This window comes from Zwartia sp. (genome assembly GCF_049655405.1).
Lineage (GTDB): Bacteria > Pseudomonadota > Gammaproteobacteria > Burkholderiales > Burkholderiaceae_B > Zwartia.
The window spans coordinates 289,087-314,291 of record NZ_JBASJR010000008.1 but is presented as its reverse complement, the minus strand read 5'-3'; the positions used below and the strand labels follow the sequence as shown (position 1 = coordinate 314,291).

Here is a 25,205-nt window from a genome sequence, read left to right as displayed (position 1 = left end):
CTTTATGTCCGATCTCGCTTTTTCGACCCTCACCCAGCTTGCGCAGGGTTTGCAGCAAAAGAAATACAGCTCCGAAGAACTCACGCGCGAGTATCTGACGCGGATTCAAAAAGCGAACGCCAAGTTGCACGCTTATGTGAGCGTCAACGAAGAAAGCGCGCTGCAGCAAGCGCGCGCAGCGGACTTGCGTCGTGCTTCCGGCTACACATTGAGCCCGGTTGATGGTTTGCCGCTAGCAGTCAAGGACTTGTGCGATATCGAGGGACAGATCACGACTGGCGGCTCGCAAGACTGGATCAATCGTCGCAGCCCGACCACGTGTACCGCCGTCGAGCGCCTGATGCGCGCCGGCATGGTGACACTGGGCAAGGTGCACATGGTCGAGTTTGCGTTTGGCGGCTGGGGAACAAACCCCGTGATGGGTACGCCTTGGAATCCCTGGGACCTCAAGACGCATCGCGTTCCGGGTGGTTCTTCGAGCGGTTCTGGTGTCGCCGTTGCGGCTGCGCTGGCACCTGCAGCGCTGGGCTCAGATACAGGTGGATCGGTCCGTATTCCTGCAGCACTCAACGGCATCACAGGTCAAAAAACCACGCGTGGCTTGATTAGTTTGCATGGCGCGCTGGCCTTGTCCGGCACCCTGGACTCGATCGGCCCAATGACCCGTGACGTGCAGGACTCTGCGATCTTGACAGCCCTGATGGCTGGAGAGGATCCTTTGGATCCCACGAGCTGCAACCGTCCGATGTTTCATTGGAAAGCGCCAGCTGCCGGCCCGAAGCCTCTGGCAGGTTTCCGCATTGCGATGTTTCCTGCTGAGCACTATCCGATTGCACTGGGCAAAGATGTCATCAAAATGCTGGATGACACGCGCCGCGTATTAGTGGACCTCGGTGCTCAAGTCATTGAAAAGCCGTTCCCCTTTGATTTCAACGACATGATGCTGCGCAACGGACAGATTATTGCGTCTGAGGCCTATGCGCTGCATCGTGCCTACATTGACGATGCTTCGCGTCCGTTTGGCGAGTTTGTGCGCAAACGCGTGCAGTCTGGCCGCAATATTTCTGGCGCGGATTACATTGATGCGATTGCCGACCACCGTCGCACGATTGCGGCCTGGACTGACTGGATGAGCAATGTTGACGCACTGTTGTCACCGAGCGCGCCGATTGGTGCTTGCCCCTTGACCGAAGTCGATGAGTCCAAGACCCCGATGGCCGCCTTTACGCGTGCCGGCAACTACATGGGCTGCTCCGGCATGTCCCTGCCAGCCGGTTTTGCGGATAATGGCATGCCGCTTGGTGCACAGTTGCTGGGCAAGCCTTTTGACGATGGTACGTTGGTGACCATCGGCATGGCCTTCCAGGCGGCAACACAATGGCACCTCAAACGACCTGATTTGTCGGCTCTGGGTCTGTAAACGACCTAAAAACCAGCATTTGAGGGGTGTTTGTGCAGGATTGCACGATGAAGCAGGCGTGAGATCAGTATTTGAGGTGTATTTGCTGAGTGTTTCGGCTAAAAGCCGTTAAAATACAAAGCTTTCCACCGTTTTCGCGTCCAAGAGTTTCATCGTGCCAATCTACGCCTATAAATGCACTGCCTGTGGTCATGCCCAAGACGTGCTGCAAAAGATTTCTGACAAGACCTTAACCGTCTGTCCCGAGTGCCATCAGGAGACCTACGCCAAGCAGGTCACCGCGGCCGGCTTTCAACTCAAAGGCTCCGGCTGGTATGTCACTGACTTCCGTAATAACGGTGGTGGCGACAAGGGTGGTTCCAAGACAAGCGAGCCCGCACCGGCTGTGACTGCAGCGGATAGTGCTGCGGGCGGTACTTCGGGCAGTTCTTCAGGCAGCACTACGGGAAGCACTTCGGGCAGCTCCGGTGAGCGCGCGTCCAAGAGTTCTTCAGAGACCGCAGGTTCTTCAGGTAACTCAGCCTCCACGCCCTCGACGAGTTCGGGTAGCTCCGCCAGCGCGTCAACCCCAGCTTCTTCGTCCACGTCGACGAGCAAGCCTGCTTCGGGTGGCTCAGCGGCTTAAGCGCTGCTGACTATTCCCGCCACGCGCCCATCACAGCCCACACATATCATGCGATCCTTTAAAAAATACTTCATTACAGGTTTGCTGATTTGGGTGCCGCTGGTCATCACCGTGTGGGTGCTGGGCCTAGCCGTCAATACGCTCGAGAGTGTGGTGCCGACTTTTTTATCCCCACAAGCTTTGTTTGGACGCGATATCCCAGGCTTTAGAGTCGCCGTCGTCATTGCAGTGGTTTTAGTGACAGGCATTCTTGCAGCCAACTTCCTTGGTCGCGGTATTGTGCGGCTTTGGGAAAATGTCCTCGGTCGCATTCCGCTGGTCCGTTCGATCTATCAGTCCGTCAAGCAAGTCAGCGATACGCTGCTTGCGCCAAATGGTCAGGCTTTTCGCCAAGCAGTGCTGGTGCAGTATCCGCGCTCAGGCAGCTGGACGATTGGTTTGTTGACGGGGGCGCCAAGCGGAGAGGTCGCGAGTTTGCTGCCTGGCGAGCATGTGAGTGTTTACATACCCACAACGCCCAATCCGACTTCGGGCTTCTTTTTGATGATGCCGCGTAGCGAGGTGTTGCCGCTCAATATGTCGGTGGACGCAGCGTTGAAATATATTGTTTCTATGGGTGTTGTGGCACCCGCAGCGAGTGCCACCAAGAAATCCACGCCGAATGAGTAATATCTAGGTTGTACCGAATCCGCATTAACCGATTAATTATTGTCAGATCTATTTGTACGATCTTTTGGAGTTTGCATGCGTACCTGCTACACCGGTCAGGTTTGTCGTGACCACCTTGGTCAAACTGTCACCCTTTTTGGTTGGGTGCATCGTCGCCGCGATCATGGTGGCGTGATTTTTATTGACTTGCGCGATCGCGCAGGACTGGCCCAGATCGTGTTTGATCCTGACAATGCCGAAGGCTTTGCCACGGCCGAGCGCCTGCGTAATGAGTTTTGTATTCGCATCACCGGCCTGGTGCGCGAGCGTCCCGCTGGCACGACCAACTCCGATCTCGCCTCTGGCGAAATCGAGATTCTGTGCCGCGAGGTCGAGATCCTCAATCCGTCTGTGACGCCACCGTTCCAGCTCGATGATGAAAATCTCTCCGAGACAACACGCCTGACACATCGCGTGCTGGATTTGCGTCGCGGTCAGATGCAACGCAACATGATGCTGCGTTATCGCGTGTCCATTGAGGTGCGCAAGTTTCTTGACCAGCTCGGCTTTATCGATATCGAAACGCCGATGCTCACCAAGAGCACACCCGAAGGTGCGCGTGACTATCTCGTGCCTTCACGCGTGAATGCTGGCGAATTCTTTGCCTTGCCCCAGTCGCCCCAGCTCTTTAAACAGATGCTGATGGTGTCAGGTTTTGACCGCTACTACCAGATCACCAAGTGTTTCCGTGACGAAGATCTTCGTGCGGATCGCCAGCCAGAATTTACCCAGATCGATTGCGAAACTTCGTTTTTGAACGAGACAGAAATCCGTGCCATTTTTGAAGAGATGATTCGTCACGTCTTTAAAGCTGTGCAAAACGTGGAGCTGGCCGCAACCTTCCCCATCATGCCTTACAGCGAGGCCATGCGCCTGTATGGTTCGGACAAGCCTGACCTGCGCGTCAAGCTTGAGTTCACTGACCTCACAGACGTGATGCAGGACGTGGACTTTAAAGTGTTTGCACAAGCCGCGACCGCAGAGGGCAGCCGTGTTGTGGCTTTGCGCGTACCCGGCGGTGGTGCGATCTCGCGTAGCGAAATCGACAACTACACCAAGTTTGTCGCCATCTACGGTGCCAAAGGTTTGGCCTGGATCAAGGTCAATGACATCACGACCGGTCGCGATGGCCTACAGTCACCCATCGTCAAAAACCTCCATGATGCTGCGCTGGCAGAAATGATCAAGCGCACGGGCGCACAAAATGGCGACCTGATTTTCTTTGGCGCGGATCGTGCCAAAGTTGTCAACGATGCGATCGGTGCTTTGCGCGTCAAAATTGGTCACAGCGAGTTTGGCAAAGCCAACGGCTTGTTTGAAAACGTCTGGAAGCCACTGTGGGTCGTGGACTTTCCGATGTTTGAATATGACGAAGAAGCCGATCGCTATGTGGCGGCCCACCATCCGTTTACCAGCCCCAAAGATGGTCACGAAGATCTCCTCACAACTGACCCATCCAAGGCGATCGCAAAAGCCTACGACATGGTGCTCAATGGTTGGGAAATCGGTGGCGGCTCCGTGCGTATTCACCGCGAAGAAGTTCAGAGCAAGGTGTTCCGTGCCCTGAAGATCGATGCAGAAGAAGCACAGCTCAAGTTTGGTTTCTTGCTCGACGCGTTGCAGTATGGCGCGCCTCCGCACGGTGGTATCGCCTTTGGTCTGGACCGTATTGTCACCATGATGACCGGTGCCGAATCGATTCGCGACGTGATTGCTTTCCCCAAGACGCAGCGTGCACAGTGCTTGCTCACACAAGCCCCCTCGCCCGTCGACGAAAAGCAATTACGCGAATTGCATATTCGTTTGCGTCAGCCAGAAGTCAAACAGGGTTAACGCCCCGGAGGCGCCCGCCTGCGGGTAGGCGCCAAATATCATGTCACTGCTCCGCGTCGTCAGTTACAACATCCACAAAGGTCGCTCCCTCTCAGGGCGCGACTCGATGGGGGAGCTGCGACTCGGCTTGCATGGGCTGCGACCCGATGTGATGTTTTTGCAAGAAGTGCAGGGCCGTAACGATAAACACTTGCGCCTGCACGCTCAGCATGAATCCCTCGCCGCTGCCTTGCATATGGAGTGTGCGTATGGCTGTAACGCCATTCGCAGCCTGACCGACCATGGCAACGCCTTGTTGTCGCGTCACCCCATTCTCAATTTTGAAAATCAAGATATCTCGGATCATCGACTCGAGCAGCGTGGTCTGTTACATGGCGTGATTAAGGTTGGGGGGCGAGAGGTGCATTGCTTTGTCGTGCACTTGGGATTGTTTGCAAACGGACGTCGACGACAAATCGAAGTGATGGCCGAGCGCATCAATCGCATGGTGCCCGAGGGCGCGCCGATCTTGATTGCCGGTGACTTTAACGACTGGAAAGATACGCTCGCGCCGTTCTTTGTCGAACAGCTCGGTGTGTACGAGGTGTTTGCAAACTCACCCCGTACGCACGGCATTGCGCCCAGGCTCAAAGAGTCCATGCATCATTTGAAAGGTGTGTGGCGCGGAGAGAGTCTGGAGGAAATCAAAGCAGGCGTTGTCGGCCGTCAATTAGAGCGTCAGAATCAACTCATGATGCCGGGCCAGCAGAGTATGTTGCCGCCTCCCAGGACCTTTCCATCCGCGTTTCCGATGTTGAGGCTGGATCGTATTTATCAGCGCGGCTTTGCGGTACGGAGCGCGCGCGTGCTCAGGGGCAAGCCCTGGTCACAGCTGTCAGATCATTCGCCTATTTTGGCGGAGCTCGAGTTGCCTTGAGTGAGTTGGGCCGATTGCTTCATCAATAATGTTCACTCTTGCCAGAGAGTGTCACACCAATACGTAGCAGCAAATAGCACAGCCCATCTGCAATACGCCCAAGAAATGGTCGACGACCATAGAGCGTCAGCTCAACAATTCGGCTGCCGCGTGTCATGGCGTTTTCGAGTGATTGGCGCAGTTGAGCCGTAAAGCCTACATCATCAATCAGCACATTCGCCTCACGCGCGAGCAGCAAGCTAAAGGGATCGAGATTCGACGAGCCCACGATCGACACACCGTCGATCACGGCAACCTTTGCATGCAGAAAGCTCGGGAGGTATTCATAGATTTCGATGTCCTCACGCAAGAACAAGTCGTAGATCCAGCGTGTTGCGTGATATTGCATTTGATATTCGATCTTGCCTTGCAAGAGCAAACGTACCTTGACCCCACGATGGGCGGCGTCGATCAGTGCACGACGTAGTTTGCCGCCTGGCAGAAAATACGCGTTCGCGATGATGATTTCATTTTTCGCAGAAGCGATGTGAAACAGATAGGCGGATTCGATCGTATGGCGGTAGCGCAGGTTGTCACGCAGGATGACAGCCGCGCGCATGTTGGGCGGAGTGATCGAGGGAGAGCCCAAGGACGCAATAAACGGCGTATTGGATTCTGCGTTCGATGATGAATGCGACGACGTGCTTGAAGATACGATCGAAGAAGCGCTGGAGGTCGATGTCGAAGAAGCGCGAGAATATGCCCTGTTTCTTTTAAAGTACCTCAGCCGCACACGGAGATGTTTGAGGTGTAAATGTCGCCAGCTGCGGGCCGTCTTTTTCTTGTCATGCGTCGCGCTGTCGTCCGAGGGACTCATGCCAATAGCGGATTTGCTATATTTTTGTGTCCGCAGCCACAGCAGATCTAAGGCCTCGATGAGATCCAGCACAATTGGACCCGTCACGCGTACCGCATAGTCGAAACGCGCATCTGTAGTGCGAACATCCGAACCGGCAATGGAGTAGTCGTCTTCAAAATTGATTCCACCCACAAACCCGATCGTTCCGTCGATCACCACGATTTTGCGGTGCAGCCTGCGCAGGCGCATGAAATCAAAAGACTTGAGTGTCAGGCTTTTAGGCTCAGGTCGATACACCTTGCATTGCCCACCAGCTGAGCGCAAGGCGCGCACAATCGTCTCGTCCTCAGCTGCACAGCCAAAGCCATCAATCACGACTCTGACCTTTAGGCCACGCTTGGCCGCCAACATTAAATGATGGAGCAGTTGTTTGCCCGCGATATCCAGACGAAAAATATACATCTCGACATGAATACTTGTCGTCGCGGTATCAAAGGCTGCGCAGAGTGCAGGAAAGAGCTGAACACCGTTTTCCAAAAGGGAGACGTCGTTTTCAGCTTTCCAACGCAGATGAGGATGAGCGAGTCGCATGGCGATCTAGGGACCGAGTATCTGTTGATAGGCGCTATGCAAGACGGGCAAAAGAAGCGTAATGATCCCTGGCAACATGATGCCAAAGCACCATTTGAAAATCCGACAGTCAGACCTAAGCTCCATGGTTGATTCAAGGATGGCTTTTTCTAATTTCGCTGTCGCATTGGCCAGATCGGTTTTTGTCAGGACGGGCGAAGTCACAGGTTTTCCTTATATAAATGATGCCTCTCAGTCTGAGCTAACAATCACTCAGATTCAATCCCTGCGGACAGTTACGTACGTAAACACCACAGTACAAGAATTGCAACCGGATGTTGCTAGCCTATTGACACTTATAGCACTTAGACTTTCTTTTTGCCGCCCACAAACCCCGTTGCGAGTGCCGTTCCCAGCAAAATCACCCCGCCGCCCATCACGATCCTCAAGGTGATACTTTCACCTAAAAACAGCCAACCCCACAGCACACCAAATACCGGAATTAAAAATGTCACAGTCATTGCGCGCGGGGGTCCGACGCGGATCAACAGTCGGTAGTACAGGACATACGCTACCGCCGTACAGAGTAAGCCCAGTCCGATGAGTGCCGCCCAAGCGCCGCCGGTGATCGGAGTCGCTGGCCAGGTGTAAAGCGTAAAAGGCAGCAGCATGAGACCGGCTGCGACGAGTGAGCCTGCAGCAGTCGCAATGGGGTCGGCATCCATGAGGTATTTCTTGGTGTAGCTAGCAGCGATGCCGTAAAAGATCGGTGCGGCCACCCCGGCAATCACGGCATAGATAGAAGCGGTGTCGTTAAACGAGAGCTTGTCCCACACCAGCACCAAGATCCCGGCAAAGCCCACCATCAGTCCCAGCATCCGCAGAGGTGGGAGTTTGTCCTTGAGCCAGACCCAGGCGATCGCCGCGCCCCAGAGGGGTGTGAGCGCGTTGATGATGGACATCGTGCCCGCAGGCAGCGTCATGGTGGCAAAATTAAAAAAGATGAATGGCAGCGCCGAGTTAAATAGCCCCACGATGATGATGGACCGCCAATAGGTGCGAATCACAGCGATCTTTTTACTCAGGAACAAGATCGGTAATAAAGTCGCACCAGCAATCAGCGTGCGCATCCCAGACAGCGCGATCGGACCAAAGTCACCGACGGACAAGCGAATAAACAGAAATGAGCTTCCCCAGATCGCGGCGAGTAACAACAAATCGATGACATCAACACGGCGCATGGGCTAGGTTTATAAGATTGTTCTAGGTTTTACTGAAGTTTTTCATATGAATGCGAGAGCATACCCAACCAATTACCAGCGACATCACAATACAACACACCAACCCGGCCTTGACGCCCACGGTGATAGAGATCCTTGCTACCGCAATCCCCACAATTGCTGTTCCAAACGCACTCCCTAGTGCACGTGTTGTCTGGACCAGTGCCGAGGCTACACCGACATCGCGTTGCTCGGCCAACATTTGCATAAACAAAGTGAAGTTTGGTAATAGAAACCCAAGCCCCATTCCGCATAAAGACATCGTGAACAAAATCCACCATCCTGGACTACTCGCGGAAAAGGTCAGAGTAAACACACAGCCCAAGGCTAACAGCCCACTCCCAAACACCATCAATCGCCCTGGCTCGTTTTGTCGAGGAAATAATCGTCCGTTGATGATGCTGCCCACAGACGTCCCTGCCACTAAGGGAGTCATTAACAAACCTGCGTGCGAGGGGCTGTAGCCAAAGACGTCCTGCAGCAATAACGGTATGTAAAAAATTAAAATAAACATCACCGCACCTGACAGTAACCCGGCCAGATTAATCAATTGTGACTCTGAGGTCCGTAGCACCCTCAATGGGAAGATAGGTGTTTGCGCGCGTCGCTCGACCGGGACAAGCAGAGCGGCTGCACCCACTCCCACTACAATCAAAGCAATGCCCCAGAGCCGATAGGTTGACTCACCTAGCCCAGTCAATAGTTCAAGCCCCGCAAGAGGTGCTCCCACTGCCAGCGTCAACAGTAAAGACCCCAACCAATCCAGACGCAACTTGGCATCCCGCATCGGTTTAATCCAAGGAAAATATCGCCAAGTCGTCACAATTCCGATTAAAGCCGCAACGGGCGTCACAAAAAAAGCGGATCGCCACCCGAGCGACTGAGTGATCCATCCGCCCAAAACCGGACCTAAGCCACTGGCCGTCGCAAACGTTAAAGAAATCAATAGCAACCACCTGACTCGACGGCGGGGATCCGGGAACAGGTCAGCAGGCGCTGCAAACGTGGTGGCAATCATCATCCCCCCGCCCAGGCCTTGGAGCACACGAAAGGCGATCAACTGCTCCATTGACTGGGAGAGTCCGCCCAATACAGAGCCAAGCACCACTAGCACCATCGAAATGAGCATCAATGGTTTACGACCATACAGATCACCCAAGCGACCAAAAATCAGGATGGTGATTGCAGAGGCGAGAAAGTAGCCCGTACCTGCCCAAGCATAGAGATCCATGCCGCCTAAGGCGGCCACGACTTGAGGTAATGACGTGCTGACTATTGTTGCGTCAAATGCAACGACAATGGCTGAGGAGGCAATGCCAACCATTGCTAAGAAGAATTCTTTTGTAGAAGTGGGGAAAGTTGTTTTCAATAAAGCTTCCGACTTCGGTACGTTAACAGCTAGGTCTTATGACGCTATTGATTCAGGTTCAGAAAGAGCGAGCGCCCAACCCACCATCACTGCATATAGGCTCACCATATGCATTGTTCTAAACATCAATTCGGTCAGACCAAAGATAAAAAATCCAGTACAAACGCAGAGCCCTATACCCGCACCTATTTTTGATGACAGATCACCTTTTGGGGATATTATTCTGCGCAGAAAAATAAAGCCCGGTGCAACGTACACCATTAACAGTGCAATAAAACCGAAGAGCCCAAAGGCTGAGAGCTGTTGGAAGAACTCACTATGCGGCTCACCAAATTCATTTGCGACTTGTTGAGAAACAATTTTTTGTTCTACAAATGAAGGTAGGGCTTTAGAAAAATTGGAGGTAGAGCCGCTACCTAGAAGCGGATTTTGCTTGAAAATTGATAGCGAAGCATGCCAGAGTTGGATGCGGTTGCACATAGAAGAAAAGGCTAAAGTATTCGTGGACAGGCACTCTTTGGTCTCATGGAAACCAGTCGCAATGCGATCACGCAGTGAAGAACTTGCTGTAAAAGTTCCGAGTAAGACAAGTACTGCAAGTCCTAAGGACACAATTAATTTTTGCCAACCAACAGTTCTATAAAAAATTAGACTGCCGATTATTATAAAAATAGGAATAGCTAGCCAAGCCCCTCGGGTTTGTGTGAGCACCAAACCAATCAGACCAACCATTACCGTCAGAAATTTAAAAACAAGCTCTACTTTTTTATAGGGCGTTAATCTCCAGCCAATTGAAAAAGCTGAGATGGCTGTCACGAGCAGCAACAAATTTCCGTAGGTCACTGCATTATGAATGAAGTCAAGATCTGGTCGTTCAGGAAAGCTGACTAATGCAGACATCACTACGTAATAGGTTGATACCCATACAGCGATAAGAAAGCCCCATACGGCTTGTTTTAATACATTTACATTTAGATTTAAACTCGCTCCGAGAAACAGTGCAACACCTGCCGCTAAGCGAATAGCTCTTTCAAAGTCAGAGCCGCTAAACTTTCCATGATAGGCGCTAGAAACCAAAATGACGGCTGCGTTTAAAAAAAGCGCGACTAACAAATAGCGGTAGTTTGCAAAATAATAAATGGCTTTGTTTCGATCAAATTTAAAGATGCAAATATAACTACTCAGACACATCAATAAAATAAAAGCAGCACTTGTGCGTCCAATTTCACTCAATACCATGATCGGTAAAAGGGCAATCAGTAAGGCAAAGCTTTGAGTGATAGAAACTTGACGAGGCATATTTAAAACCAAATCCCTACGATTTTGAAAATAAATTTTTAAGAATACGAGAGATGAACGTCTCCTTATTTGTAGCCCAAGGGGTTGGTTGACTGCCATTTCCACGCATCGCGCAGCATTTCATTTAAAGTATATTTTGCCTTCCAGCCGAGCTCGCGTTCTGCTTTGGATACGTCAGCAAAACATGTCGCGATGTCGCCAGGTCGACGTGGGGCGATTTTATAGGGAATGGGACGGCCTGATATATCCTCAAATTCTCTTAGCACTTCAAGCACACTATTGCCCTGACCGGTTCCTAAATTCCAGATGTGGGTGCCGCCACTTTTTCTGATGGCATCTAGCGCGCTTAAATGCCCATCGGCCAAATCAAGCACATGAATATAGTCGCGTACACCCGTTCCATCGGCTGTAGGGTAGTCGTTTCCGAAGATTTTTAATTCAGCCAGAGTGCCGACGGCTACACGACAGATGTAAGGGACCAAATTGTTAGGCATGCCGTTCGGGTCTTCACCAATCAGTCCGTTCGGATGTGCACCGACTGGATTGAAATAGCGCAAAATTGCTATTTTCCAGCGCGGATCGGCCTCCGCCAGGTCCGCGAGCATTTGTTCGATCATAAATTTTGATCGTCCATAGGGGTTCGTGGTTTGCCCCGTGGGATGATGCTCCGCAATCGGAACAATAGAGGGAGCCCCGTACACGACAGCCGATGAACTAAATACTAAATTGAAAACATTCGCATTTGCCATTGCCTGGCAAAGCGTCATCGTACTGACTAAATTGTTTTCGAAGTATCGGAGAGGTTCTCTCACGCTCTCTTCGACAGACTTTAGCGCAGCAAAATGAAGAACAGACTCGATTGGATGGTCATTGAATATTTGATTGACCAACGCTGCATCTCTGAGGTCACCCTCAATAAACAGAGGATTTCGACCGGCGATTTCGCCTACGCGCTCAAGAGAAACTTTAGAACTGTTAGACAAGTTATCTATCACGATGACATCGTAACCAGCTTGGAGTAGAGCCAACGCAGTGTGCGAACCTATGTAACCTGCTCCCCCTGTTACAAGAATTTTATGTCTCATATTTAAGAATTAATACCCAATAGGGAGCCTGCCAGAAAATGGCCATCTAGTTATATCTGAATAATGCTCATATTGTAGTGTTAACGCGTAAATCATAGTTCATGAGAGGGTCATTAATTTATTGGGCGGTTTTAGGTTCAAAGTGCAAATTTATTTAGAAAAACTCAATTAATTTTAAATATGACTTTTTATAGGGAGTCTGACAGGTAAAATAACCAATGTAACTAACTTGATAATCCAAAAATGGCCTACGTTTTAGGCGCTTTTATCGTTTCGCTGGTTGTGACGCTGCTGTTGGTGAAATACCGCCGACTTCACGCTGCCTACACGGCCGATAATGATCTTTTAGGCGTGCAAAAGTTTCATGCTCTTGCCGTCCCGCGGGTTGGCGGGATTGCACTTGTGCTTTCGATGCTTGTACCCTGCGCGATCGCTGCATTCCGAGATCCGGAGATCGTGAGTAGCTTGACACTACTTATCGCGGCAAGCTTGCCGGTGTTTTTGGGTGGATTAACTGAAGACATCACGAAAAAGGTACGTGCACGTGTCCGTTTAAGCCTTGCCTTATGCAGCGGCGGCTTGGCATATTTTTTGGTCGGAGCAGGCGTCACCCACCTGGGCATTATTGGTCTGGATTGGCTTTTGCAGTTTGCAGCCGTTTCATTCCTGGTTTCAATCTTTGCGATGGCAGGGGCTGCTAATGCAATTAATATCATTGACGGATACAACGGATTGGCTTCCGTCGTTTCAGCCATGATTTTTGCTGGGATGGCTTATGTTGCGTTCTATCTGGGTGACCGCCTTGTCTTGGTCGCGGCCGTGGGTATGCTCGGTGCAATTGGTGGATTTCTGATTTGGAATTACCCCCGAGGTCTGATTTTTCTGGGTGATGGAGGTGCATACTTTATTGGCTTCATCATCGGTGCACTCTCCATCTTGTTACTGGCGCGCCACCCGAACTTATCACCCTGGTTTCCGCTCCTGCTGTGTATCTACCCTGTCTTTGAAACTTTGTTCTCGATTTACCGGAAAAAGCTGGTGCGAGGTAAATCACCCGGCGCGCCAGATGGCGTGCATTTGCATATGTTGGTTTACAAGCGTCTGGTTCGTTGGGCGGTCGGCTCAAGCGAAGCTCGCCTGATCACTCAGCGTAACGCGATGACCTCGCCGTATCTGTGGGTTTTGTCCTCGATGGGTACCATCCCTGCGGTTCTTTTTTGGCAATACGAATATGTTCTGATGTTTTTCGTTGCCCTTTTCTCGATTAGTTATGTCGTTCTCTACCGGCGCTTGGTGTTGTTTCGCATGCCTCGCTGGCTGGTGTTGCAAAAAAAGCGGCGTCGGTAAAGATGCGGGTTTTACATGTACTGAAAACGTTTTTTCCCGACACGTATGGTGGCATCGAGCAAGTGGTTCACACGCTTGCAAGCCACACGCAACCGTTGGGTATTGAAAACCGTGTGTTAGTGCTCACACCCGGAAATCCTCGCAGGGATATTCAGCCTGCTGGATACGAGGTGATTCGCTATAAGCGTGATCTTTACATTGCTTCGACAGGATTTTCGCTCAGCTTTCTGGCGAACTTTAAAAAAGAAGCGGCCTGGGCGGATGTGATGCACATGCATTTCCCTTGGCCTTATGCGGATCTTAGCTACCTGTTGTCGGGTATTAACAAGCCAAGCCTGCTTAGCTATCACTCAGACGTTGTCAATCAGGTTCAACTGAACAAGTTGTATGCCCCGTTACGCGATCGTTATTTTGCCAAGATGGACAAAATCTACGCAGCCTCGCCAGGGATTATGCAATCAAGTCCGGTGCTGCAAAAGTTTAAAAACAAGACGAGATTGATTACTTATGGCATTGAGCATTTTGCTCAGTTGCCTGCAGAGAATCCTGACGTGCAGGCGTGGCAGGACAAGTTTGGCCCACGCTTCTTTTTGTTTCTGGGCGCTTTGCGTTATTACAAAGGCCTGCATGTTTTGCTGGATGCGCTAAAACCCCGTGATTATCCGACGGTAATTGTCGGGCGTGGCGATCAGCATGATGCTTTACAAGCGCAGGCTAAACAATTGGGGCTCACGAACCTGCATTTTGTGCCAGAAGTCACCAATGAAGAAAAGCGCACGATTATGCGTGCCGCCTACGGTTTTGTTTTCCCTTCTCATATGCCTTCAGAGGCCTTTGGTATTGTTTTGGCCGAGGCCGCTCAGCAAGGTACACCGATGATTACCTGCGAGATCGGTACAGGGACGAGTTACGTCAACCTGGCAAATCAGACTGGGTTGGTTGTCCCGCCATCGGACTCCGTGAGTTTTGGTCAGGCGCTAGATACGTTTTGGCAGCAACCCGATCAGGTTGCGCAGTGGGGACGTCATGCACTGGCCAGGTTTGAAGAACACTTTAAGGCAGAAACGATGGCGCAGAGGTATATGGGGGCGTATCGGGATTTGCTTTCTTAATGGCTAATTAATCAAGCATTTTTCGATAGACCTGCAGTGTGGCATCAGCACAAGCCTGCCAGGTAAATTCCTTTGCGCGTGCGAGACCTCGTTCCTTAAGCATCAGGACAAGGCTCTGATCCTCTAGCACCTGTCGCATTGCTTTTGAAATCGCATCGATATCCAGAGGATTAAGCGAAATTGCCGCATCCCCTGCCACTTCCGGTAAAGAAGTGGTGTTAGATGTAATCACTGGCACGCTTGCAGCAAAGGCTTCGAGCACAGGCAAACCAAAGCCCTCGCCAAGCGAAGGAAAGACAAGCGCAGAGGCCAGTTTCAGTACGGGTAATAAATCTTTATCAGGAACATGTTTTAGCCAACGCACCGCACCTGAAGCAGAATCTTCCTCGATGAGCCGCATGACCTCTTCGCATTTCCAGCCTGCGCGACCAATGATGATTAGTGGAGTGCGAACACGCTCGGCAGGGCTCAACGCGCGGTGCGCCCAGATTGTGCTTTCAACGTTTTTGCGGGGCTGTAGCGTGCCGACGGAGATAAAAAAAGTTTCAGGTAATTGGTACAACTGTCGAACCCGAGCAAACTCCTCACTGCTCACACTTCTAAACCAGCGCTCATCAACGGCTAAAGGGATGACCGTGATTTTGTTGAGTGCAATGCCGGTCCATTTAGATAATTCAATTTTGGAATAATCCGAAATCGTAATGACTTCATCCGCCCAGTTGGCCGCCCGCTTCCACAAAAAGTTTTTGATGTCGCGAAACTCACTCCGTAACCATTGAGGATGCGAAAGAGGGATCGCATCCATTAGGGTCGCAACCATGGGGGCGGGTTTGCAGCGTGGCACATAGTGATCTGTTGCGTGAATCAAATCTACACGATTGACTAGATCGCCCATGCCAAAGAAATTAGCGCCCGTTGCAACGGACCAAGCCGTATTGACAGAGTAGCGACTGAGCTGGACGCCCTGGCCCATATCTGAGGGGATCGTGGCACGAAACGAAAACGGTACCAGTTCAACCTGAGGTGCAGAGACAATGCGCGACATGATTTCGCGCGTGTAGTTGCCAATGCCATCCAGTCCGCCGCCCGATAAACCATTGCACAGGGCGGTGACTCCAAAGCCAATACGCATTACGAAGCCTTGTTGACGTTTGTTTCGGCAGCGATCATCCACGCGAGTGTTTCGCGCAAAGGACGCGGCTGCCAATCTGGAACAAAAGTTTTAAGCAGCGTGGTATCGCCCCCAAGCTTGAGCACTTCGTTGGCACGAACAAAAAGCGGATTGACGCACGCGTGAAGCTGATGGCCCGTCAATTCAGACGCTAAAGCCAAGGCATCGCGTAGAGAGACAAGATTACTTGAGCAGACATTCACAGTTTGACCTACTGGAGCCGCTTCGATGAGCTTTCGATACGCGTGCACGACATCACGTACATCATTGAATTCACGCCAGACATCCATATTGCCCAGTTCGATCGTGTCGCGCTTGTGCACAAAATGAGAAACAATCTTAGGGATCAAAAAACTATCGGATTGACCCACGCCGGTGTAGTTAAAAGGGCGAGCGATGACAACCGGAATGCGCGGAGCCCAGAGCTTGGCCATGAACTCCATCGCTAGTTTGCTGACGGCGTAATCATTGGCAGGATTGGTCGGGTTGAATTCGCTTAGCAAACCACCTTGCAGGTTGCCATAAACGTTTGCGCTGCTCGCAAGCAACACACACTTGAGCTTGTCGGCAACAGGTTCTAGTGCCTCAAGCAAATTACGCGTACCAACTAGATTGATATCGTAGAAAGCTTTAGGTTGACCGTGACCAACAAAGGCTATGCCCGCAAGATGGATGACATATTGTGGTTGGATGATCTGAACAGCCGCAAGGAGCGATGCGGAATCAGTCAGGTCTGCCTGCAATGTGCGAGGTTCATCGGGAGAAGGGCTGCCGATCCCCCAAACCTCATAACCGTTTTGTTCAAGCTCGGTCGCCATGTGGCGACCGGTAAAGCCTTGCAAGCCGGTGATGAGTACGCGCGGAGGTTGTTTGGCGCTCGGCGCGGGTGATGCAGCTGACATTTAGAAAGAGAATCCACGCTCATTGCGGGCCAGATCCGCGACGACCATCATGCGGCAAAGTTCTTCGAGCGTGGTATGTGGTACCCAGCCGAGTTTGTCTTTGGCTTTTTCGGGGTTGCCAATCAGTAGCTCGACCTCTGCAGGGCGGTAAAACTTTGGATTGATCTTGACCAAGGCTTTACCCGTCTTGGTGTCGATGCCTTGTTCGGCTTCTGCGTGCCCTTTCCAGTCGATCATGATGTCTGCAGCTTTAAAAGCCATCGTGACGAAATCGCGGACGGTTTCGGTGCGATTGGTTGCCAGCACAAAGGTATCAGGTTCGTCAGCCTGCAGCATGCGCCACATACCTTCGACGTAATCCTTGGCAAAACCCCAATCACGCTTGGCATCCATGTTGCCCAGTTCAAGCACATCTAGCTTGCCCTGTTTGATCTTTGCAACCGAGTCTGTAATTTTGCGGGTCACAAACTCACGACCGCGCAAAGGCGATTCGTGATTGAACAGAATGCCGCTCGTACCGAAAATGCCATAACTTTCACGGTAATTGATGGTCATCCAGTGCGCATACAGCTTGGCGACGCCATAGGGGCTACGTGGATAAAAAGGGGTGCTTTCAATCTGTGGAATGGCTTGTACCTTGCCAAACATCTCGGAAGTACTCGCCTGGTAGAAGCGGATTTTTGGGTTGACGATACGGATGGCCTCGAGCAGGTTGACCGGGCCGATCCCGGTAATGTCTGCGGTGGTCAGAGGCTGGTCGAACGACACGCCAACGAAGCTTTGGGCGGCAAGGTTGTACACCTCCGTCGCTTGTGTGGTTTGCAGCAGGCGGATGCTAGAAGACAGATCCGTCAGGTCATATTCGACCAGATGGAGATTGGGGTGTTTTTCAACCCCGAGTTCTTCGATACGCCAAAAATTGACCGAACTCGTGCGGCGATAGGTGCCGAAGACCGTGTAACCCTTAGACAGTAGAAGTTCTGACAGGTAGGCACCGTCTTGTCCGGTGATGCCTGTTACCACAGCTACTTTTGAATTTGTTACGCCATTTGCCACGTCTAGCCCCATCGCACTAAGTAAAACCCCTATTATACTTGGAGAGCGACCCAAAATACTTGTGCTTAGCCCAATATCCTATACGAAGGCGATCGCTTAAAAGCCAGAAAATGTCCCTGTCCTTGTTATGATGCGACTATTAGCAAAAAAGTGCCGACTTTACGCCAAAGCTCAAATAACCTTAAATTGTTGTCAAAATAAAGATTATTGGTTCTGGATTCTAGTCGGCAAGCGGTCCAACATTTTTTGACGGTTGATCATGCAATTAATCCCCGTGATTCTTTCAGGTGGTGCCGGTACGCGCCTGTGGCCTGTATCGCGCGAGTTACACCCCAAACCCTTTATCAGACTTGCAGACGGGCAAAGCCTGTTGCAAAAGTCGTTTTTACGCGCCAAGGGCTTGCCAGGGGTTGCCGAGGTCCTCACCGTCACAAACCGAGATTTGTTTTTCAAGACCGCAGATGAGTATCGCGAAACCGGTGACATACCCATGCCGCTTGGCTTCATTCTCGAGTCAGAGGGCCGCAACACGGCGCCCGCAATTGCCGCTGCCGCACTGACTATTAGCAAAACCTATGGTCCCAAGGCCATCATGTTGTTCTTGACGGCGGATCATCTAATTAGCGACGTCCCTGCTTTTACGAGCGCAGTTCAGCAAGCCGTCAAGCTCGCAGAGGCGGGCAAAATCACCACCTTCGGTATTCAGCCAGAAGCGCCCGAGACAGGCTATGGATACATTGAGGCGGATGGCAATAGCGTGCGCCGCTTTGTTGAAAAACCGAATCTAGAAACCGCTCAAGCCTACGTTGATAGCGGCAAATATCTCTGGAATTCAGGCATGTTTTGCATGACCGCAGAGACGGCCATGGCGGAACTGAAAAAATACGCGCCTGAAGTGCTTCAAGCGGTGTCCAACAGTTTGGACGTTTCGCGTCGGGTAGAAGGCAAAGGCCAGTATCAGATTGAGCTAGATGCGAAGACTTTCGCCCAGGCCGAAAGCATCTCGATCGATTTCGCCTTGATGGAAAAAACAAAACAGGCCGCGGTCGTCTCCTGTTCGATTGGGTGGAGTGACATCGGCTCCTGGAATGCGCTGGGTGACCTCGTTCCGCCGGATGCGCAAGGCAACAGCATTGAAGGCGAAGCCTTTCTGCATGATGTCAAAAACTGCTACATCCAAGCAGATGATCGCATCGTGGCAGCGGTAGGCGTCGAAAACCTGATCGTGATCGATACACCGGATGCCCTGTTGATTGCGGATAAAAATCGCTCGCAAGACGTCAAACAGATTGTGGGCCAGTTAAAGAAAATCGGCCATGAGGCCTATCGCTTGCATCGCACGGTTCATCGTCCCTGGGGCACCTACACGGTGCTCGAAGAAGGTTCGAACTTCAAGATGAAGCGTATCGTCGTTAAACCAGGCGCCTCGCTGTCATTGCAAATGCACCATCACCGCAGTGAGCACTGGATTGTGGTGGATGGCATGGCTAAAGTCGTCAACGGTGAACAAGATTTGCTCATCGCCACAAACGAGTCGACCTTTATCCCCGCCGGACACAAACACCGACTCGAAAATCCAGGCAAGATCGATCTGGTGTTGATTGAAGTACAAAGCGGAAGTTATTTGGGCGAAGATGACATCGTCAGATTCGAAGATCACTACGGTCGAGTGTAAGACGGATGCAGATGCTTTTAGCTCTCTGGGGATACCGCGGTTTTATCCTCGGCAGCGTCAAGCGAGAATTTCAGGCCAAATATAGCAATTCGCTGCTAGGTGCTGCATGGACAGTGATTAATCCACTGGCCATGATTGCCGTCTATACACTCGTGTTTTCGCAAATCATGCGCGCAAAACTTCCCGAAGTGGCGGGTGGTGCTAGTGGTCCGTTTGCTTACAGCATTTACCTCTGCGCCGGCGTGCTGACCTGGGCGTTTTTCTCAGAGACTGTCACGCGCGCACAAAATGTGTTTTTAGAAAATGCAAACCTGATCAAGAAGATCAGTTTTCCTCGATTGTGTTTGCCGGTGATTGTGGTGGCCAATGCCAGTCTGAACTTTGCCATTATTTTTAGCTTGTTCACACTCTTTTTAGTGATTTCAGGTTCCTTTCCCGGATTGCCCTATCTCGCTATTTTTCCGGTGCTGTGTCTACAGGTGCTTTTTGCGGTGGGTCTTGGTATGACCTTAGGCGTACTAAATGTTTTTTTCAGGGACGTTGGGCAATTGTTTGGCGTCGTGATTCAGTTTTGGTTTTGGCTGACGCCAGTTGTGTATCCCATCAATATCTTGCCTGAGTTTGCACAGAATCTGATTCGCTATAACCCCATGACAAGTATCATCGATTCTTATCAACGCATTCTCGTCAACGGCCAGTGGCCCATCTGGGAGTCCCTGTGGCCGGTGACAATGCTTGGCGTGTTCTTATGTTTTTGGGGCATGACCCTGTTTCGTAAACACGCTGGCGAAATGGTGGATGAGCTCTGATGGGAACCATTTCTGTTCGCAATCTGGGCAAGGCCTATAAACAGTACCCAAGTCGCTGGTCGCGTCTGGCAGAGTGGATGATTCCGTTCAGCAAGCCGCGTCACAAGATGAAGTGGGTGCTGCAAGATTTAAATTTCACCATCCAGGCTGGCGAAGCGGTGGGGATTGTCGGGATCAACGGTGCGGGCAAAAGCACCTTGTTGAAAATGATTACCGGCACAACGCAGGCGACAGTAGGCAACGTTGAAGTTACGGGACGCGTTGCCGCATTACTCGAACTGGGGATGGGGTTTCATCCTGATTTCACTGGACGTCAAAATGCAATCATGGCGGGCCAATTGCTAGGCTTATCGGTTGAGGCACTGAATCAACTGATGCCTGAGATCGAAGCATTTGCTGAAATCGGCGATTACATCGATCAGCCCGTTCGCGTCTATTCAAGCGGTATGCAGATGCGTCTGGCCTTTAGCGTCGCAACCGCTCAGCGACCAGATATTTTGATCGTGGATGAAGCACTTTCGGTTGGCGATAGTTACTTTCAGCATAAAAGTTTTGATCGCATCCGTGATTACAGTCAACAAGGCACCACGCTCTTGATCGTGTCGCATGACAAGGGCGCGGTCCAAGGTATTTGCGATCGTGCGATTTTGCTGAATGCAGGTCGGTTAGCGATGGAAGGCGATCCTGAAGCGGTGATGGATTATTACAACGCAATGTTGGCCGAACGAGGCAGACTGACAGTCCGTCAGGAAGTGGATCAGGACGGAAGGATCAAAACCACTTCAGGCACAGGCGAAGCAACTATCGAGTCGGCTGAGCTGCTCAACGCGCAGAATGAAGCGGTCGAGGTGATTGGGGTGGGTCAGACGGTACGTATCCGTGTCAGAGTCAATGCCCATGTAGACCTGCCAGAACTGGTGCTGGGCTACATGATTAAAGACCGGTTGGGTCAGCCTGTTTTTGGTACCAACAGTCACCATTTGCGTCAACCAACCGAGCATGTGCGTCAGGGCGAACATCTTGAGTACGTGTTTGATTTTGACGCCAATCTGGGTGTGGGTTCTTATAGCGTGGCGCTCGCACTGCATACCGCGGATACGCATGTAGGTCAGAATTTTGAATGGCGTGATCGCGCCATTGTGTTTAACGTCATCAACATTGATAAAGATCCCTTCGTCGGCGCCGCCTGGTTGCCCACGACATTGAAGTGTGATCGCTAAGGCAAATATATGAGTGATGGTTTCTATCGGGCGTTTGAAGATCAGCATCGCGGTTCGCGCGAGTTGATCAAAACACGTCAGCGTGCATATCTCCCTTTTATCGAGCCGCTTCAATCACTCTATCCCGATGCATCCGCACTCGATCTCGGTTGTGGCCGTGGAGAATGGCTAGAGCTGTTGACTGAAAGTGGCTTTAAAGCCAGCGGGGTTGATCTGGATGATGGCATGCTTGCCGTTTGTCGTGAGCGCGGTTTGGATGTTCAGACTAAAGATGCCGTAACCGGTCTACAGGAGCAGTCCGATGCAAGCTTGGCTGTTGTCTCCGGTTTTCATTTGGCAGAACACATTCCGTTTGAAGCGTTACAAAGCTTGATGTCAGAATCTTTGCGAGCGCTCAAGCCCGCGGGCTTGCTGATTCTTGAAACGCCCAATCCTGAAAACATCGTAGTAGGTACGGCAAACTTTTATCTCGATCCCACGCATCGTCAGCCGATTCCTCCATTGCTGTTGTCGTTTCTTGCCGAGTATTGCGGTTTTGCGCGCGTCAAAGTGATTCGTTTGCAAGCGCCGGTTGACTTGAGTGCTGGCCGAAAGCTGAATATGCATGACGTGTTAGGCGGTGTGAGTCCGGACTATGCGATCGTGGCGCAAAAGGCCGCGCCAGAGGAAGTGCTTCGCGCAGTCAGTCTGGCTTTTGAGCAAGAGTACGGTGTCACACTTGGTCAATTGTCTAGTGTTTACGATCAACAAATTGAAGTTCGCTTGCAACAGACTGCGGATCTCGCCCAGCAAGCGATGACGAAGGCCGTGTATGCCGAGGCAGCTTTGGATGCGATTTATGCGAGTAGCTCTTGGCGTGTAACACGACCCCTTCGCTGGTTGGGTGATCAAGTTTCGTTATTGCGACGTGATGGGGTCATGGGGCGCGTAAAGGCGTTGATTAAAAAAGCGCTTCGCCCCATTCTTGCTGTTGCGATTTCGTTTTTCGATGCACGTCCAAGCTTGCGTGCGCGTCATAGCGGCGTGAGCGGCAAAAAAGGCTTGTACGACAAGCTGAGCTCTATGTATTTGCGGATCTCTCCCGAAGAAGGCTCGTCTAGTTCCTTGCAGTCAGGCGAGTCTCCTTATGCACCCATTCTGACGATGACCCAATCAACGCCTCATGCACAGCAAGTATATGCAGACATGATCGCCGAGCTAGAAAAAAATAAAGGACGTCAATAATGCGGATCGTTATTGATTTGCAGGGTGCGCAAACAGAGAGTCGTTTTCGCGGGATTGGGCGCTACAGTCTGTCACTGACTCAGACGATTGCTGCGTTGCGCGGTGAGCACGAGGTGCTCGTTGCCTTGAACGGCATGTTTCCAGAGACGATTGAAGGCATTCGCGCAGCACTGGATGGCACTCTTCCTCAAGAGAATATTCGTGTCTGGTTTGCGCCGGGGCCAGTGAAAGCCGCCGATTCCGCCAACCAGTCTCGGGTCCACATCGCAGCGTTGATGCGCGAGTCTTTCATCGCAGGGCTTGAACCAGATGTGGTGTTAATTACCAGTCTGTTTGAAGGCTATCTCGACGATGCTGTACTCAGTATTGGTGAATTGCCGGTCACGTTTCCTGTCGTCTCAATGTTGTATGACCTGATTCCGCTCGTTCAGTCAGAGCAGTATCTCAAGCCCAATCCAGGTTACGAAAGCTTTTACCAGTCCAAACTGGCACAACTTAAAAAAGCAACGGCATGGTTGACCATTTCCGAAAGTTCCTTAGCTGAAGCGCGGCAACACCTCGCGCTACCAATCGACCGCCTTGTGAATATTTCTGGCGCTTGCGATCCAATCTTTAAAGTGATCCCGCTTCAGCCAGAGGATAAGGCTGCCTTGGCGCAGCGGTTTTCAATCCCTGAGTCGTTTGTCATGTATTCGGGCGGAGGGGACGTCAGAAAAAATCTGGATCGTCTGATCCGAGCCTATGCAAGTTTGCCAGCCGAGCTTATTAAGCAATATCCCTTGGTGATTGCAGGCAAGATTCCTGAAGCCTTGATTCAAGGTTTACGCAACCTTAGCCGAACACATGGTGTGCCAGAGCAATGCCTGATTTTCACTGGTAATGTGTCTGACGTCGAGTTGTGCCAGTTGTACAACCTCTGTCACGCCTATGTATTTCCTTCTTTGCACGAAGGCTTTGGTTTGCCTGTGCTCGAAGCGATGTCTTGCGGTGCGCCGGTGATTGCTTCTAACAATAGCAGTCTGCCTGAAGTCGTTGGCATGGCTGACGCTTTATTTGACCCGCTGAGTGAAGACGATATCGCCGCTAAACTTTTGCGTGTGCTTCAGGATGAAGATTTTCGTCAGACTCTGATCGAGCACGGAAATAAAAATGTGGCTCAATTTTCCTGGCAATCTTGCGCACAAAAAGCATTGAAGTTGTGTGAGCAAGTGGCCGCAGTACACCCGCAACACGGATCCCATGCCCCAGACCGCCATCCTGTTTCAGCGGCACTGCCTGATCATTCTGCTTTGATTCAATCCATCATCAAGCTTAAACCCGCCTTCACTGACGCAGAGTTTCATCGTTGCGCTTCGATGATCGCGTTGAATCAACCCGTACAACGCTCCCGCCACTTACTCGTTGATATTTCGGAACTCGTTCGGCGCGATGCCGCAACAGGCGTTCAGCGCGTCACGCGAAGCATTCTGCATCAATTGTTGCAACGCGCACCAGAAGGCTATACGGTCACGCCGGTGTATGCGACAACGAACGAGCTTGGCTACCATTACGCACGGCAATTTATTGCCAAGTTCACAGGCCAGGCCGATGACCGGCCGGATGATTTAATTGAAACCATCCCTGGGGATATTTTCCTCGGCCTGGATTTGCAGCATCAGGTCACGCGCTATCAGTCGCCGTATTTGAGCGCACTACGCGCCCGCGGTGTATCTATTTACTTTGTTATATACGATTTGCTGCCTGTCCAGTTTCCGCAGTTTTGGCCATCGATGTTTGCAGTCCATACAGAATGGTTGCAAGTGTTATCCAGATTTGATGGTGCAATTTGTATTTCCCGTGCTGTTGCCAATGAGTTTAAGCATTGGGCCGCGCAACACGTTGCGCCGCGCGCACGTCCGTTCAGGATTGGCTGGTTTCATCTCGGCGCCGATATTGATAGTAGTGTGCCCTCTAAAGGCTTGCCAGAGGATGGCATGTCGGTTTTAGCCAAGATGGCCGCAAGACCGACCTTTTTATCGGTCGGTACGATTGAGCCACGCAAGGCACATCACCAAGTTCTGGATGCGTTTGATCAACTGTGGGCGCAAGGTCAGGACGTCAATCTTGTCTTGGTAGGAAAAGCTGGCTGGTTAATGGATGACTTTATCAAGCGCCTTGAACATCATCCAGAACGCAATAAGCGCTTTTTCTGGTTGTCAGGCGTCAGCGACGAGTATCTTGAAAAAATTTACGATGCTGCAACCTGTTTGGTGACCGCCAGTGTAGGCGAAGGCTTTGGTTTACCCCTGATCGAATCGGCCCAGCACGGTTTGCCAATCATTGCACGCGACATTCCCGTTTTCAGAGAAGTGGCAGGCAATTGTGCCCAGTACTTCTCGGGAGATTCTCCGGACGCGATTGTGGTTGCTGTTAAGACTTGGTTAGCCAAAAATGCGTCAGGTCAGACACCAGAAGTGGCAGACATGCCTTGGCTAACGTGGGAACAAAGCGCCAATCAATTAAAGAAAGTCATCTTTGAAGATCATTGGATGACGTGAGTCAAAAGGCTTAGATGTTTCGATATTCAAAAAAATCAGTTGAATGCTTGCTGCAAATTGGATTGCTTGCTGCGATTTTTTCTGCTGGTTTTTTTGGTTATCTCATGCATACAACCGATTGGCTCAGAGCGATTCCCGGCGACTTGTTCGATGCAAGATTTAACAGTGTCATCCTCGAGCACCTATTTCAATGGGTAAAGGGCGAGGCG

General features: G+C 51.3%; 21 protein-coding genes. 12 read left to right on the top strand and 9 right to left on the bottom strand.

All coding sequences use genetic code 11. The features are described from left to right. Positions 1–4: 4 nt before the first annotated feature. The 5 genes from WBJ47_RS05415 to WBJ47_RS05395 all read left to right on the top strand — a co-directional run bounded on the left by WBJ47_RS05415 (position 5) and on the right by WBJ47_RS05395 (position 5,502). The gene (locus tag WBJ47_RS05415) at positions 5–1,420 is read left to right on the top strand and encodes an amidase (protein ID WP_422243158.1); all 1,416 of its coding nucleotides are present in this window, start codon (positions 5–7) and stop codon (positions 1,418–1,420) included. A 154-nt stretch (positions 1,421–1,574) separates the two neighbouring features. Further along, positions 1,575–2,045 carry an FmdB family zinc ribbon protein gene (locus WBJ47_RS05410; RefSeq protein WP_422243157.1) on the top strand — a complete coding sequence of 157 codons (471 nt, stop codon included), beginning with the start codon at positions 1,575–1,577 and terminating at the stop codon, positions 2,043–2,045. A gap of 48 nt (positions 2,046–2,093) precedes the next feature. Then, positions 2,094–2,714: a DUF502 domain-containing protein gene (locus tag WBJ47_RS05405; protein WP_422243156.1), complete on the top strand. Its 621-nt coding sequence runs from the start codon at positions 2,094–2,096 to the stop codon at positions 2,712–2,714. Positions 2,715–2,789: 75 nt separating this feature from the next. Further along, positions 2,790–4,586 (top strand): aspartate--tRNA ligase, encoded by a 1,797-nt coding sequence (aspS, locus tag WBJ47_RS05400; RefSeq protein WP_422243155.1) that lies wholly within the window; start codon positions 2,790–2,792, stop codon positions 4,584–4,586. Positions 4,587–4,626: 40 nt separating this feature from the next. After that, positions 4,627–5,502 (top strand): endonuclease/exonuclease/phosphatase family protein, encoded by an 876-nt coding sequence (locus tag WBJ47_RS05395; protein ID WP_422243154.1) that lies wholly within the window; start codon positions 4,627–4,629, stop codon positions 5,500–5,502. A 22-nt stretch (positions 5,503–5,524) separates the two neighbouring features. Here the strand turns inward: WBJ47_RS05395 and clsB are convergent, their stop codons facing one another. The 6 genes from clsB to galE all read right to left on the bottom strand — a co-directional run bounded on the left by clsB (position 5,525) and on the right by galE (position 11,943). After that, positions 5,525–6,931 (bottom strand): cardiolipin synthase ClsB, encoded by a 1,407-nt coding sequence (gene clsB, locus WBJ47_RS05390; protein ID WP_422243153.1) that lies wholly within the window; start codon positions 6,929–6,931, stop codon positions 5,525–5,527. 6 nt (positions 6,932–6,937) lie between these two features. Next, positions 6,938–7,135 (bottom strand): hypothetical protein, encoded by a 198-nt coding sequence (locus tag WBJ47_RS05385; protein WP_422243152.1) that lies wholly within the window; start codon positions 7,133–7,135, stop codon positions 6,938–6,940. 140 nt (positions 7,136–7,275) lie between these two features. Further along, positions 7,276–8,151, bottom strand: a complete 876-nt coding sequence (locus WBJ47_RS05380) for a DMT family transporter (RefSeq protein WP_422243151.1) — start codon at positions 8,149–8,151, stop codon at positions 7,276–7,278. Between the two features lie 22 nt (positions 8,152–8,173). After that, the gene (locus tag WBJ47_RS05375) at positions 8,174–9,514 is read right to left on the bottom strand and encodes an MFS transporter (RefSeq protein WP_422243186.1); all 1,341 of its coding nucleotides are present in this window, start codon (positions 9,512–9,514) and stop codon (positions 8,174–8,176) included. Positions 9,515–9,595: 81 nt separating this feature from the next. Beyond that, positions 9,596–10,957: an O-antigen ligase family protein gene (locus WBJ47_RS05370; RefSeq protein ID WP_422243150.1), complete on the bottom strand. Its 1,362-nt coding sequence runs from the start codon at positions 10,955–10,957 to the stop codon at positions 9,596–9,598. Continuing rightward, complete coding sequence (galE, locus tag WBJ47_RS05365) at positions 10,924–11,943, bottom strand: UDP-glucose 4-epimerase GalE (RefSeq protein ID WP_422243149.1); 1,020 nt, start codon at positions 11,941–11,943, stop codon at positions 10,924–10,926. Before galE ends, WBJ47_RS05370 begins: the two co-directional genes overlap by 34 nt. 243 nt (positions 11,944–12,186) lie before the next feature. Between galE and WBJ47_RS05360 the strand changes: the two genes are divergently transcribed. Together WBJ47_RS05360 and WBJ47_RS05355 are read left to right on the top strand one after the other, a co-directional pair. Further along, entirely contained in the window at positions 12,187–13,290 is a 1,104-nt protein-coding gene (locus WBJ47_RS05360; RefSeq protein WP_422243148.1) for an MraY family glycosyltransferase, read from the top strand. 2 nt (positions 13,291–13,292) lie between these two features. After that, on the top strand, positions 13,293–14,402 hold the full coding sequence (locus WBJ47_RS05355; RefSeq protein WP_422243147.1) for a glycosyltransferase: 1,110 nt from the start codon (positions 13,293–13,295) through the stop codon (positions 14,400–14,402). A gap of 7 nt (positions 14,403–14,409) precedes the next feature. Here the strand turns inward: WBJ47_RS05355 and WBJ47_RS05350 are convergent, their stop codons facing one another. Genes WBJ47_RS05350 through gmd form a run of 3 tightly spaced genes read right to left on the bottom strand, consistent with a single transcriptional unit; the run spans position 14,410 to position 17,531 of the window. Then, complete coding sequence (locus WBJ47_RS05350) at positions 14,410–15,534, bottom strand: glycosyltransferase family 4 protein (protein WP_422243146.1); 1,125 nt, start codon at positions 15,532–15,534, stop codon at positions 14,410–14,412. After that, positions 15,534–16,475 (bottom strand): NAD-dependent epimerase/dehydratase family protein, encoded by a 942-nt coding sequence (locus WBJ47_RS05345; protein ID WP_422243145.1) that lies wholly within the window; start codon positions 16,473–16,475, stop codon positions 15,534–15,536. Before WBJ47_RS05345 ends, WBJ47_RS05350 begins: the two co-directional genes overlap by 1 nt. Next, on the bottom strand, positions 16,476–17,531 hold the full coding sequence (gene gmd, locus WBJ47_RS05340; protein ID WP_422243144.1) for a GDP-mannose 4,6-dehydratase: 1,056 nt from the start codon (positions 17,529–17,531) through the stop codon (positions 16,476–16,478). A gap of 259 nt (positions 17,532–17,790) precedes the next feature. Between gmd and WBJ47_RS05335 the strand changes: the two genes are divergently transcribed. From WBJ47_RS05335 to WBJ47_RS05315, 5 genes are read left to right on the top strand one after another with little or no spacing between them, the layout of a single operon-like run. After that, on the top strand, positions 17,791–19,206 hold the full coding sequence (locus WBJ47_RS05335) for a mannose-1-phosphate guanylyltransferase/mannose-6-phosphate isomerase (protein ID WP_422243143.1): 1,416 nt from the start codon (positions 17,791–17,793) through the stop codon (positions 19,204–19,206). A gap of 5 nt (positions 19,207–19,211) precedes the next feature. Next, positions 19,212–20,015 carry an ABC transporter permease gene (locus tag WBJ47_RS05330; RefSeq protein ID WP_422243142.1) on the top strand — a complete coding sequence of 268 codons (804 nt, stop codon included), beginning with the start codon at positions 19,212–19,214 and terminating at the stop codon, positions 20,013–20,015. Further along, on the top strand, positions 20,015–21,235 hold the full coding sequence (locus tag WBJ47_RS05325) for an ABC transporter ATP-binding protein (protein WP_422243141.1): 1,221 nt from the start codon (positions 20,015–20,017) through the stop codon (positions 21,233–21,235). Before WBJ47_RS05330 ends, WBJ47_RS05325 begins: the two co-directional genes overlap by 1 nt. A gap of 9 nt (positions 21,236–21,244) precedes the next feature. Beyond that, complete coding sequence (locus tag WBJ47_RS05320; protein ID WP_422243140.1) at positions 21,245–22,459, top strand: class I SAM-dependent methyltransferase; 1,215 nt, start codon at positions 21,245–21,247, stop codon at positions 22,457–22,459. Further along, a complete protein-coding gene (locus tag WBJ47_RS05315; RefSeq protein WP_422243139.1) occupies positions 22,459–24,996 on the top strand; it encodes a glycosyltransferase family 4 protein in 2,538 nt (845 codons plus the stop codon). The genes WBJ47_RS05320 and WBJ47_RS05315 overlap by 1 nt, the downstream gene beginning before the upstream one ends. The last annotated feature ends 209 nt before the right edge of the window (positions 24,997–25,205 follow it).